This is a genomic window from Nocardiopsis dassonvillei (genome assembly GCF_964273065.1).
In the GTDB taxonomy this organism is placed as follows: domain Bacteria; phylum Actinomycetota; class Actinomycetes; order Streptosporangiales; family Streptosporangiaceae; genus Nocardiopsis; species Nocardiopsis dassonvillei_B.
On the sequence record NZ_OZ186815.1, the window covers coordinates 3,520,616 to 3,532,910 of the forward strand.

Annotated in this window: 11 protein-coding genes; 7 read left to right on the forward strand and 4 right to left on the reverse strand. The window is 74.0% G+C overall.

All coding sequences use genetic code 11. The features are described 5' to 3' along the window. Positions 1-712 precede the first annotated feature (712 nt). Together ACSUPR_RS15630 and ACSUPR_RS15635 are read right to left on the reverse strand one after the other, a co-directional pair. On the reverse strand, positions 713-1,084 hold the full coding sequence (locus ACSUPR_RS15630; protein WP_436885349.1) for a DUF1330 domain-containing protein: 372 nt from the start codon (positions 1,082-1,084) through the stop codon (positions 713-715). Between the two features lie 78 nt (positions 1,085-1,162). Then, a complete protein-coding gene (locus tag ACSUPR_RS15635; protein ID WP_436885350.1) occupies positions 1,163-2,089 on the reverse strand; it encodes an SMP-30/gluconolactonase/LRE family protein in 927 nt (308 codons plus the stop codon). 100 nt (positions 2,090-2,189) lie between these two features. Between ACSUPR_RS15635 and ACSUPR_RS15640 the strand changes: the two genes are divergently transcribed. Further along, complete coding sequence (locus ACSUPR_RS15640) at positions 2,190-2,630, forward strand: Lrp/AsnC family transcriptional regulator (protein ID WP_436885351.1); 441 nt, start codon at positions 2,190-2,192, stop codon at positions 2,628-2,630. 74 nt (positions 2,631-2,704) lie between these two features. On the opposite strand, the gene ACSUPR_RS15645 is transcribed toward ACSUPR_RS15640, so the two are convergent. Further along, positions 2,705-3,148: a MarR family winged helix-turn-helix transcriptional regulator gene (locus ACSUPR_RS15645; protein ID WP_436885352.1), complete on the reverse strand. Its 444-nt coding sequence runs from the start codon at positions 3,146-3,148 to the stop codon at positions 2,705-2,707. An 84-nt stretch (positions 3,149-3,232) separates the two neighbouring features. Here ACSUPR_RS15645 and ACSUPR_RS15650 point away from each other — a divergent pair, with 84 nt between their 5' ends. The 4 genes from ACSUPR_RS15650 (at position 3,233) to ACSUPR_RS15665 (ending at position 7,478) form a co-directional block, all read left to right on the forward strand. Continuing rightward, the gene (locus tag ACSUPR_RS15650; RefSeq protein WP_436885353.1) at positions 3,233-3,868 is read left to right on the forward strand and encodes a maleylpyruvate isomerase family mycothiol-dependent enzyme; all 636 of its coding nucleotides are present in this window, start codon (positions 3,233-3,235) and stop codon (positions 3,866-3,868) included. Between the two features lie 59 nt (positions 3,869-3,927). Continuing rightward, a complete protein-coding gene (locus tag ACSUPR_RS15655) occupies positions 3,928-4,707 on the forward strand; it encodes an SGNH/GDSL hydrolase family protein (RefSeq protein ID WP_436885354.1) in 780 nt (259 codons plus the stop codon). Between the two features lie 115 nt (positions 4,708-4,822). Beyond that, a complete protein-coding gene (locus tag ACSUPR_RS15660) occupies positions 4,823-6,838 on the forward strand; it encodes an FAD-dependent oxidoreductase (protein WP_436885355.1) in 2,016 nt (671 codons plus the stop codon). A 76-nt stretch (positions 6,839-6,914) separates the two neighbouring features. Beyond that, a complete protein-coding gene (locus ACSUPR_RS15665) occupies positions 6,915-7,478 on the forward strand; it encodes a PadR family transcriptional regulator (RefSeq protein ID WP_436885356.1) in 564 nt (187 codons plus the stop codon). Here ACSUPR_RS15665 and ACSUPR_RS15670 read toward each other — a convergent pair. Continuing rightward, positions 7,455-8,651, reverse strand: a complete 1,197-nt coding sequence (locus ACSUPR_RS15670; RefSeq protein WP_436885357.1) for an ROK family protein — start codon at positions 8,649-8,651, stop codon at positions 7,455-7,457. The two genes, ACSUPR_RS15665 and ACSUPR_RS15670, sit on opposite strands and share 24 nt — an antisense overlap. 122 nt (positions 8,652-8,773) lie before the next feature. Between ACSUPR_RS15670 and ACSUPR_RS15675 the strand changes: the two genes are divergently transcribed. Both ACSUPR_RS15675 and ACSUPR_RS15680 read left to right on the forward strand, forming a co-directional pair. After that, positions 8,774-11,263, forward strand: a complete 2,490-nt coding sequence (locus ACSUPR_RS15675; protein WP_436885358.1) for a glycosyl hydrolase 2 galactose-binding domain-containing protein — start codon at positions 8,774-8,776, stop codon at positions 11,261-11,263. Continuing rightward, entirely contained in the window at positions 11,260-12,114 is an 855-nt protein-coding gene (locus tag ACSUPR_RS15680; protein WP_436885359.1) for a LacI family DNA-binding transcriptional regulator, read from the forward strand. Before ACSUPR_RS15675 ends, ACSUPR_RS15680 begins: the two co-directional genes overlap by 4 nt. Positions 12,115-12,295 lie beyond the last annotated feature (181 nt).

Below are 12,295 nucleotides of genomic sequence, written 5' to 3' on the forward strand. Positions count from 1 at the left end.
TCACTGCCACTACCTGATCGCAGAACCCGCACAACTTGCAGAACTAGTGTTAGCGCAGGTTAGGGCTTTGTGGTGAGGAACCGCAGAACTCCGCGATACTTCCGCAGAACCACAGAACCCTATGCGCAAGGGGTTCTGCGGAGGTTCTGCGAGGTAGTGCGGTTCTGACTCACAAGGCGTTGACCAGCAAGAACAGGGGTTCTGTGGGTTGTGCGGGTTCTGCGGCAGGTGGCGGAGGGCTCCCCAGAGGAGGTGCCAGTGGGTTGCACGTGCGCGGTCGGAAACCGGCCTTGTGAGGCGGCTGCTGGAGGGCGAACAGGATCGACCGAAGGTGATCCATCACGGGCGTTCGACCGCTGCTCAGAGGCGTTCTGAGGTCCGTCTCGTAGTCTCAGTCGGCCTGCTGGGAGCCGGGATCGCCCTCCCCCGGGGCTCCGGCAGCCCGCGGAGCCGGACGGGACCTGCCCGCATCCGGAGCACCCTTCACCGGCGCGCACGCCCGGCCCCGGGCGGTGCGGGCCCCTCACCGCGGGGTGCCCGGGCCCGCCCTCCGGACCTCGGCCCTCCCTGCGGGGGGCGGATGGGGCACAGCCGGGATTCCGCAGGTCCGGGGAGGGCGTCCGCAAGGGGCCCCGGCCGCCGGCCGTCCGCCGGGAAGCCGCTGGATGCCCGCGGGCGGTTCGGAGCGGGACGGGGCCCGGAGGGGCACGGCCTAGCGGCCCCTCCCCCACGGGACCGTCGGCTGGAGGACGGCCTCCGACAGGGCCCGGGAGCGCAGGGCGGTGATCTCCTGGTACCCCGGGTCGGCGACCATGCGGCCGAACGCCTCCCTGCTCGGGTACCGGACCAGCAGCACCGCGTCCCAGTCCTGGCCCTCCTCCGCCACCAGGGGGGTTCCGCCGTCGCCCGCGTAGAGGAGTTCGCCCCCGTACTCGGCGAGGAAGCGGGCCGCGGCGCGGGAGTACTCCTCGTAGGACGCGCGCCCGCCCGGGGCGAAGCGCAGCAGGTTCAGCATGACGAAGGGACCGTCCGGACCCTGGTCCACCAGGTTCGCGAGGTCGGCTCGGGAGGGGTCGACGGCCATGAGGGGCTCCTTCTCGGGGGTGGGGTCACTTCACGACCCGATGGTAACCGACTGGTCGGTATGCACTCCGCGGCGGCCTCAGGGGGTCCGGTGGACCCGGCGGGCTCCGGTGACGGCGAGCATCAGCGAGTACAGGCCGGTGGTGGCGGTGATGAACATGATGTTGTTCCCGGCCCCGCCGAACGCGATGTTGGAGACCGGTTCGGGCACGAGGATCCGGCCGGTCAGAGTGCCGTCCGGGTCGTAGCAGTGCACCCCGCCGTCCATCGCGGCCGCCCACAGGCGGCCTTCGTCGTCGAACCGGATGTTGTCGAACCGCCCGTACCCGTCGGGGACCTCCGTGAAGACCCGGTCCCCGGCCAGCGTCCCGTCCTCGCGGACGTCGAAGACGCGGATGTGCCCGGCCCTGGTGTCCGACACGTAGAGCCGTTCCTCGTCGGGCGAGAAGACGAGGCCGTTGGGCCCCTCGAAGCCGTCGGCGGCGAGCCGGACCTCTCCGGTGGCGGGGTCGACACGGTAGACGTTGCGGGCGCCGATCTCGCTCTCGGCGCGTCGGCCCTCGTAGTCGCTGGTGATGCCGAAGTCGGGATCGGAGAACCAGACGGAGCCGTCGGAGCGGACGACCGCGTCGTTGGGGCTGTTGAACCGCCTGCCCCGGTAGCGGTCGGCGAGGACGGTGAGTGTGCCGTCGTGCTCGGTCCGGACGACCCGGCGGCCGCCCTGCTCGCAGCTGACGAGGCGGCCCTCCCGGTCGAGGGTGTTGCCGTTGACGTGCCCGGCCGGGGAGCGCAGGACGCCGACGGCCCCGGTGCGCTCGTCCCAGCGCAGGATGCGGTCGTTGGGGATGTCGCTGAAGACGAGCTGGCCCCAGGCGGGCAGGTAGAGCGGCCCCTCGGCCCAGCGGCAGTCGTCGTAGAGGAGCCGCAGACGGGTGTCCCCGTTGGCGCAGCGACCGGTGCGGAAGCGGTCGTCCAGGATCTCGTAGATACCACTGTTGGAGGACATCGTCTCGCCTCGATCACATTTGGCCGAATACCATCCTGTCAAATGACATGAATACCGTAGTATCTATAGAAAATACAAGCGAAGGCGAGAGGATGCTTCGGTGGACGAGATCGACCGCAGGCTCGTGGCCCTGCTCCAGGAGGACGCCGGGCGCTCCTACGCCGCACTGGGCGGGCTCGTGGGCCTGTCCGCGGGGGCGGCCCACGAGCGGGTGCGCAAGCTGCGGGCGCGCGGGGTCGTCCGGCGCACCACGGTCGAGGTGGACCCGGCGGCCCTGGGCCGGGGGGTGCTCGCGTTCGTGATGGTCGAGTCCTCCGCCTGGATGGGCGACTCCGGCGCGGCGCTGGCCGCCCTGCCCGAGATCCAGGAGGCGCACGTCATCGCGGGCAGCGCCACCCTGTTGCTGAAGGTGCGGACAGCCACCACGGAGGAGTTGCAGGACGTGCTGCGTCGGCTGTACGAGGTGGAGGGGATCTCGGGGACGCAGGCGACGGTCGTGCTGGAGACGTTCTTCGAGCGCCCGGTGCCCCCCGCCAGCTGATCCCGCCCGGCCGGGGGCCCTTCGCGGGCGCCGTCGCGCGACGGCGCCGGGCCCCACCCGCCCCGGCCGTCCCCTCAGGCGTAGGGGTCGGTGATCTCGCGCAGGCTGGTGAGGATGCGGCGGAGCTCGGCCATGTCGCGGGCGCCGAGGTGGGCGGTCCACTCCGCCTCGATGCCGGCGACGATCTCGGCGGCCTCGGCGATGACGCGCTCGCCGCGCGGGGCGACGCGGACCAGGCGGGCGCGGGCGTCGGTGGGGTCGGGGACGCGTTCGACGTACCCCGCCTCCTCGAGGCGGTCGATGAGGAACCCGGCGCTCTGCTTGGTGATGCGGGCCTGTTCGGCGAGGTCGGTGAGACGGCTGCCACCCCTGGCCAGGCGCTGGAAGACCCGCCCCTGGGAGAAGGTGATGTCGTCGTAGCCGCGGGCCGCGAGCTCGGCGAAGATCCGGCGCTCCATCTCCCGGTAGGGGATGAAGAGCAGCAGACCCGTGTTGAGCTCGGCCTCTTCGTCGGTCATCGGAAGCACCCCCTGGAATTCCGTCAGTGTCTCTGATCTAATCGGTCAGAGAAGCTTACCGATATCGGCCGCCGGGAGGCCGCGATGGATCGGGACGACAGCTGGCGGGTCATCGAGCGGGAGCGGCTCGCCCTCGCCGATCTCCTGGAGGGGCTCACCGAGGAGCAGTGGGAGACGCCCTCCCTCTGCGCGGCGTGGCGGGTGCGCGACGTCGCGGGGCACGTGGCCCTCGCACCTCAGCTCACCTCGCTGACCAGGGCCTTCGGTGAGCTCGTACGGGCGGGCGGGTACAACGGGATGGTCCGCGACGTATCGATCCGGCACGCCCGCCGACCGGGTGCGGACCTGGTGGGCGAGCTGCGGGAGTACGCGGCGTCGCGGGAGCTGGTGGTGCTGACGAACCACCAGAACATCCTGTTCGACATCCTCGTGCACACCCAGGACATCGCCCTGCCGCTGGGCATCGACCGGCCGGTGCCGCTGGACGCGGCCCCGGCCGCGGCGGACCGGGTGTGGACCATGGGGTGGCCGTTCCACGCGCGGCGGCGACTGGCCGGGCTGCGCCTGGTGGCCACGGACGCCGACTGGGAGGTCGGCGCGGGCGAGCGGGTCGAGGGGCCCGTCGCCGCGTTCCTGCTGCTGCTCACCGGCCGCACGGCGATGCTGGACCGGCTGTCGGGCCCCGGGGTCTCGGCGCTCACCCGGGCACTTAATACATAAGTCTACTAATCACTTTGTGGAATAGGATGCTCTCCAGGCCACGAGGTGAGGAGTCCGGGATGGGTCCTGGGGACAGTGTTCGCTACGTCGCGATCGGGGACAGCCACACCGAGGGCGTGGGCGACGGGGACGACGTCCTCGGTGTGCGCGGCTGGGCCGACAGGCTGGCCGAGAAGATGGCGGCCACCGGGGCGCGGGTGGAGTACGCGAACCTGGCGGTCCGCGGGCGGCTGTCCGCCCGGGTGCGGGCCGAGCAGCTGGCGCCCGCGCTGGCCCTGGAGCCGACCGTGGCCACGGTGTTCGCCTGGGTCAACGACGTGATCCGCTCCGGGTACGACGCCGAGGCGGTGATCGGCGACCTGGAGGCGATGTTCGCCGCGCTGACCGGGGCGGGTGCCCGGGTGGCCACGCTGACCTTCCCCGACATCGCCCGGGTGGCCCCGCTGGCGCGCCCCCTGGTGCCGCGGGTGCTGGACTTCAACGAGCGGATCCGGGCGGCGGCCGACCGGCACGGGGTGGTCGTCGCGGACGTCGCGAAGCACGAGATCTCCACGGACCGCCGCCTGTGGGCGACCGACCGGCTGCACTGCACCCCGCTGGGGCACGCCCGGATCGCGGGAGCGCTGGCCTCGGCGCTGGAACTGCCCGGGGCGGACGGGTCGTGGGCGGAGCCGCTGCCCGCGGCGCCCCGGCCGGGCGCGCTGCTGACGGTGGCCGAGGAGGCCCGCTGGCTGGGCGCGTTCCTGGGACCGTGGGTCGTGCGTCGGCTGCGCGGGCGCTCCTCCGGCGACGGCAGGACCGCCAAGCGCCCGGCCCTGCTGCCCGTCGAGGTCGCCTGACCGGGGCCGGCCCGTCTCCCGGGGCGGCCCGCGATGCATTTTGCAACTTGTTGCATAATGGAGTCGCGGACCGCCCGGACAGCGGTCCGCGAGGCACCCCGCGCGAGGAGGCACCATGACCGACTACCCCCACCTGCTGGCCCCCCTGGACCTGGGCTTCACCACCCTGCCCAACCGGGTCATCATGGGCTCGATGCACCTGGGCCTGGAGGAGCACCCCGGCGGGTTCGAGCGGATGGCCGCCTTCTACGCCGAGCGCGCCCGCGGCGGCGTGGGCCTCATCATCACCGGCGGCATCGGCCCCAACGAGCACGGCACCACCTTCAGGGGCGCCGCCAAGCTCACCAACGCCGAAGAGGTCGAACAGCACCGGATCGTCACCGGGGCCGTGCACCGCGAGGGCGGGCGCATCGCCATGCAGATCCTGCACACCGGCCGCTACGCCTTCGACGAGAACCTCGTCGCCCCCAGCGCGATCCAGGCCCCCATCAACCCGTTCACCCCGCACGCGCTCACCGCAGACGAGGTCGAGCAGACCATCGAGGACTTCGCGAACACCGCCGCCCTGGCCCGCGAGGCCGGGTACGACGGTGTCGAGATCATGGGCTCCGAGGGCTACCTCATCAACCAGTTCATCGCCGCCGCCACCAACAGGCGCGACGACGAGTGGGGCGGCCCCTACGAGAACCGCATGCGCTTCCCCGTCGAGATCGTGCGCCGGGTCCGCGAGCGGGTCGGGGCCGACTTCATCATCGTCTACCGCCTGTCGATGCTCGACCTGGTGCCCGACGGGTCCACGTTCGACGAGGTCGTCCGGCTGGCCAGGGCCGTCGAGGCGGCCGGTGCCACCATCATCAACACCGGCATCGGCTGGCACGAGGCTCGCATCCCCACCATCGCCACCTCCGTTCCGCGCGGCGCCTACGGCTGGGTGACCGAGAAGCTCATGGGCGAGGTGTCCGTCCCCCTCGTCGCGGTCAACCGCATCAACACCCCCGAGGTGGCCGAGGAGATCATCGCGGGCGGCCGGGCCGACATGGTCGCCATGGCCCGCCCCTTCCTCGCCGACCCGGAGTTCGTGGCCAAGGCCGCCGCCGGGCGCCCCGAGGAGATCAACACCTGCATCGGCTGCAACCAGGCCTGCCTGGACCACACCTTCAGCCTCAAGATCACCTCCTGCCTGGTCAACCCGCGCGCCTGCAACGAGACCGAGCTGGTGCTCTCCCCCACCCGCCGGCGCAAGCGCGTCGCCGTCGTCGGCGCGGGCCCGGCCGGGCTGGCGTTCTCGGTGTCGGCCGCCGAGCGCGGACACGAGGTCACCCTGTTCGACGCCGCCGAGGAGATCGGCGGACAGCTGAACATGGCCCGCCGGGTCCCCGGCAAGGAGGAGTTCGACGAGACCCTGCGCTACTTCCGGGTGCAGCTGGACAAGCGCGGCGTGGACGTGCGCCTCAAGACCGAGGTGGGCGCCGACGACCTGACCGGCTACGACGAGGTCGTGCTGGCCACCGGTGTCGCCCCGCGCACCCCCGGGATCCCGGGGATCGACCACCCCAAGGTCGTCGGCTACGTCGACGTGCTCCGCGGGAACGCCGAGGTGGGCGCGCGCGTCGCCGTCATCGGCGCGGGCGGCATCGGGTTCGACGTCGCCGAGTTCCTCACCGACGGCGGCGAGCAGGCGTCCCTGGACCCCGCCGAGTTCTTCCGGCAGTGGGGCGTGGACACCGACCACACCACCCCCGGCGGCCTGCGCGCCCCCGAGCGCCCCGCCCCGCCCCGCCGCGTCCACCTGCTCCAGCGCAAGACCAGCAAGGTCGGCGCGGGCCTGGGCAAGACGACCGGGTGGATCCACCGCCTGGAGCTGCGCCACCGGGGCGTGGAGATGCTCGCCGGGGTGGAGTACACCCGGATCGACGACGAGGGCCTGCACATCGCGGTCGGCGGCGAGCCCCGTGTGCTGGAGGTGGACACCGTCGTGGTGTGCGCCGGCCAGGACCCGCGCCGCGACCTGGTCGACGCGCTGGCCGAGCGCGGGGTGACCCCGCACCTCATCGGCGGCGCCGACGTGGCCGCGGAGCTGGACGCCAAGCGGGCCATCGACCAGGGCACCCGCCTGGCCGCCGCCCTGTAACAGGCCGCACCCCGCAGGCGCCCCACCCGGCGGCGGGCGCACCGGTGCGCCCGCCGCCCGAACCTAGAATGCGCACATGTCCCTGCCCCACGCCCTCCTGACCGCCCTGCTGGAGAAGCCCTCGTCCGGGTCCGAGCTGACCCGGCGGTTCGACCGGTCGATCGGCTACTTCTGGTCGGCCACCCACCAGCAGATCTACCGGGAACTGGGCAAGCTGGAGAAGGCCGGGCTGATCCGCGCGCTGCCCTCCCCGGTCCCCACCCGGGGGCAGAAGAAGGAGTACGAGGTCCTGCCCGAGGGCCGCGAGGAGCTGCGGGCCTGGGTGAACCGGCGCGAGGACCCCAAGGTGGGCCGCGACCCCCTGCCGCTGCGCCTGCGCGCCGCCGGGGTGGTGGGCGTGGGCGACCTGCTCCCCGAACTGGTCCGCCACCGCGACCTGCACCGCGCCCGGCTGGAGGAGTACCTGGGGTTCGAGCGCCGGGACTACCCCGACGGCCCCCGCACCGAGCAGGAGCGCATCCAGCTGCTGGTGCTGCGCGGCGGCATCGACATGGAGACCGGCTGGGTCTCCTGGCTCACCCGCGCCGTCGACGAGCTGTCCGGGTCGGCCGCGGCCTCAGCCGACCGGGACGGGGCCTGACTCGGACAGGTCCTCGGGCAGCCGGAGCCCGGGCGTGCGCAGCGGGGTCAGCCGGGAGCGCAGGACCATCGCCGCCGCCCCGATGGCCGGGGCGGTGTCGGCGAACTCCGACAGCCGCGCCGGCACCGGCTCCCCCGTCCGGCCGGCGAACGCCGCCGCCAGCTCCCGGCGCACCGCCGGGAGGTAGGTCGCGCCCGCGACCGCCTGTCCGGACCCGGTGAGCACCACCAGGTCCGGGTCCAGCACCCCGACCAGGGTGCGCACCGCCACCGCCGTGTACCGCGCGGACCGCTCCAGCAGGGCCCGGGCCGCCGGGTCGCCCTCCCGGGACGCCCGCACCACCGCCGCGAAGCCCGCGGTCACCGAGACCCCGTCTTCAGCCCCGGGCACCGCGGACGCGCGGGAGCCGGTGCGGGCCGCGGCGACCACCGCCGCCGGTCCGGCCACCGCCTCCAGACAGCCCCGCGCCCCGCAGCCGCACGGCGGCCCGTCGACGTCCACGCACACGTGTCCCAGCCCGCCCGCCCGGCCGTGCGCGCCCCGGTAGGGTACGCCGTCGACCAGCACCCCCGCCCCCAGGGTCGCGCCCGTGTGCACGGCGACCAGCACCGAGGAGCGCCCGGCCGAACCCGACCAGTACTCGCCCAGTGCGGCGGCGGTCGCGTCGTCACCGGTGACCACCGGCAGCCCGGCGGCCCGCTCCAGCTCCCGGTCCCCCGCCGGGTCGCCCTCGGCCGACACCAGGCCGATCCCGAGCAACCTCTGCCGGTCCACCCCGGCCCCCTCGACCAGGGCGTCCACCCGGCGGGCCGTGTGCTCCGGCTCCCCGGCGATGTCCGCGCCCCGGGGTCCGGGATGGGACGCCCGGGACACGACGGCGCCGGTCAGGTCGGTGAGCGCGTAGGTGGCGCCGCCCGCGTCCAGGTGCACGCCGACGGCGTACCGGGAGGCGGGGGCCAGGCGCAGCAGCACCCGGGGCTTGCCGCCGGTGGACTCGGCCCGGCCCACCTCGGTCACCAGGCCGTCGGCGAGCAGCCCGCGCACCACCGTGGAGACCGTCGCCGCGGTCAGACCGGTGGCGCCGGCCAGCCCGGACCGGCTGATGGTCCCGGCCGCCCGGATGACGTCGAGGACCGTGGCCCGGCTCGACGTGTGGGGAATGGCCCGACCCAAGGGAACCTCCGGCTGCACTGCGTGTTCGGTGCGCCCCAGGGTAGCCGCCACCCGCCCTTGACTTACTTAGTTCATTGAAGAAAGAATCCTCGCACCACCGGCCCGCGTACCCGAGGAGCACGATGCCCAGCCACACCCTCCACGACGGATGGCGCCTGACCGCCACCGCCGGCCCCGTCCCCGAGCACATCGCGGGCCGGGAGATCCCCGCCGCGGTGCCGGGGAGCAGCCATCTCGACCTGCTGGCCGCCGGGCTCATCCCCGACCCCTACCTGGACGCCGCCGAGGCCGAGCTCGCCTGGGTGCACCGCACCGACTGGCGCTACACCCTCGTCTTCGAGGCCGACGCCCCCGCCGAGGGGGAGCGCGTCGACCTGGCCTTCGACGGGCTGGACACCATCGCCACCGTCACCCTCAACGGGCACGTGCTCGGCACCGCCGCCAACATGCACCGCTCCCACCGGTTCGACGCCCGCCCCGCCCTGCGCGCCGGGACCAACGAGCTGACCGTGGACCTGCGCTCCGCCCTGGAGTACGCCGAGGAGGAGCGCGAACGCCTGGGCGCCCGCCCGCACGTCAACGCCCACCCCTACAACATGGTCCGCAAGATGGCCTGCTCCTTCGGCTGGGACTGGGGGCCCGACCTCCAGACGGCCGGGATCTGGAAGCCGGTGCGCCTGGAGCGCTGGACCACCGCCCGCCTGGCCCGCGTCCGACCCCTGGTCACCGTCGGCCCCGACGGCACCGGCCGGGTCGAGGTCCACGCCGACCTCGAACGCGCCGGGGACGGGGTCCCCCTCGCCCTCACCGCGGAGATCGCCGGTCGCACCGCCACCGCGACCCTGGCCGCCGACGCCGTGTCCGGGACCGTCACCGTCGAGGTGCCCGACGCCGACCTGTGGTGGCCCGCCGGGTACGGCGACCAGCCGCTGTACGACCTCGACGTCACCCTCGCCGCCGCGGACGGCGCCGACGGGCCGGCCGCGGACGGCGCCCTGGACACCGCGCACCGCCGCGTCGGCTTCCGCACCGTCACCGTGGACACCGAGCCCGACGCCCACGGCACCCCGTTCACCGTGACCGTCAACGGGCGCCCGGTCTTCGTCAAGGGCGCCAACTGGATCCCCGACGACCACTTCCTCACCCGGATCACCCGCGAGCGGCTCGAGCAGCGGATCGGCCAGGCCCTCGACGCCCACATGAACATGCTGCGGGTCTGGGGCGGCGGCATCTACGAGACCGAGGACTTCTACGACGTCTGCGACGAGCGCGGCGTCCTCGTCTGGCAGGACTTCCTGCTGGCCTGCGCGGCGTACCCGGAGGAGGACCCGCTGTGGGGCGAGTTCGAGGCCGAGGCCCGCGAGAACGTCGCCCGCCTCGCCTCCCACGCCTCCCTCGCCCTGTGGAACGGAGGCAACGAGAACCTGTGGGGCCACGAGGACTGGGGCTGGAAGGAGCGGCTGGGCGACCTCACCTGGGGGCACCGCTACTACACCGAGCTGTTCCCCCGGATCGTCGCCGAACTCGACCCCACCCGGTTCTACTCCGACGGCAGCCCCTACTCCCCCGGCCTCACCCCCGACGAGGCCCACCCCAACGCCGAGGCGCACGGCACCCGACACGAGTGGGAGGTGTGGAACCGCACCGACCACCGCGCCTACCGCGACACCGTGCCCCGGTTCTGCTCCGAGTTCGGGTTCCAGGGGCCGCCCACCTGGTCCACCCTCACCGAGTGGATCCACGACGAGCCGCTCACCCCGGAGTCCCCCGTCTTCCTGCTCCACCAGAAGGCCGAGGACGGCAACGGCAAGCTCGCCCGCGGCATGGCCATGCACCTGCCCACGCCCACCACGTTCGCCGACTGGCACTGGGCCACCCAGCTCAACCAGGCCCGCGCGGTGGCGCTCGGAGTGGAGCACTTCCGGTCCTGGTGGCCGCGGACCGCCGGGTCCCTGGTCTGGCAGCTCAACGACTGCTGGCCGGTCACCTCGTGGGCGGCCGTCGACGGCCAGGGGCGGCGCAAGCCCCTCTGGTACGCCCTGCGCGCCGCCTACGCCCCCCGCCTGCTCACCCTCCAGCCCCGCGACGGGCGGCTCGTCCTCATCGCCGTCAACGACACCGACGAGCCGTGGGAGGCGCCGCTGCGGGTGGAGCGGCGGCACTTCGAGGGCGCGATACTGGACGGTACCGAGACCGCCCTGGCCGTTCCGCCCCGGTCCACGGCCGAGTACGAACCGCCCCGGTCGCTGCTGGCGGCCGCCGACGACACCCGGGAGGTGCTGGTGGCCGCCACCGGCGACGCCCGCCTGGTGCACCCCTTCCGCGAGGACGTCCACCTGGCCTACGACCCCGACGCGCTCACCGCCGAGGCCGAGCCCGCCCCCGGCGGGTACCGGGTACGGGTGAGCGCCGCCTCGCTGGCCCGCGGCGTGTCCGTGCTCGCCGACCGGGTCGCCCCCGACGCCGAGGCGGACGACATGCTCGTGGACCTGCTCGCGGGCGAGTCGCACACCTTCCTGGTGCGCACCGCGGCCGAGGTCGACCCGGCGGAGTTCACCCGCGGTCCGGTGCTGCGCAGCGCAGCGTCCCTGCACCCCCGCGGGAAGCGATGAGCGCGCCGGAGCGCGCAGGCGCGGTCGGGCTGGTCCTGGCCCGGCCGCGCCGTCTGCTGAGCGCCGAGCCGTTCTTCATGGAGTTCATCGGCGGTATCGAGGAGCGCCTGGCCGCGCACGACATGTGGGTGATGCTGCACCTGGTCTCCACCGCCGAGGAGGAGGCCGCCGCCCACCGCCGCTGGGCGGAGCGCGGGGTGGTGGACGCCGTCGCGGTGGTCAACCCCACCGTCGACGATCCCCGCCCGGAGCTGCTGCGCGGGCTGGGGCTGCCGTTCGTGGTGGCGGGCGCCCCCGAGGGCGCCGGCCTGCCGGGGGTCGTCACCGACCACGCCGCCCCCGTCCGGGAGGCGGTGGAGCGGCTGCGAGCACTGGGCCACCGGCGCATCGCCCGGGTCGGCGGCCCCGCGCCGCTGCTGCACACCCGCGCCCGCACCGGCGCCCTCACCGCGGCCTGCGCCGACGCGGGGCTGCCCGCGCCGACGACGGCCGAGGGCGACTACTCGCACGAGGCGGGAGAGCGGCTCACCGCGGAACTGCTGGCCGCCCCGGAACCGCCCACCGCGATCCTGTACGACAACGACGTGATGGCGGTCGGCGGGCTGGAGGCCGCACGCGCGCTGGAGGTGGACGTCCCCTCCCGGCTGAGCCTGGTCGCCTGGGACGACTCCACCCGATGCCGCCTGGTCTCCCCGGAGCTGAGCGCGATGACCGTGGACGTGCACCGGTACGGGACCCTGGTCGCCGACGCCGCCCTGGAGGCGGCCCGGGGCCTGCCCGTCGCCGGACGCCGGTCCCCCGCCGCCCGGTTCACCGCCCGGGGCAGCACCGGCCCCGCCCCGGCGGGGTAGCGAGGCGGCCCGTCGGCCTGTCGACACGTCCGCTCGTCGACGGGCCGCCTTGTCGACGGGTCCCCTTGCAGACCCGTCGACCCGTCCCTTCGCCGCCATGTCGCCGTGTCGACGGGTCGCCGTGTCGACAGGGTCCGGGGCGATCAGGGAAACGACCTGTTCCCGCCCGTGGAGGGCGCGC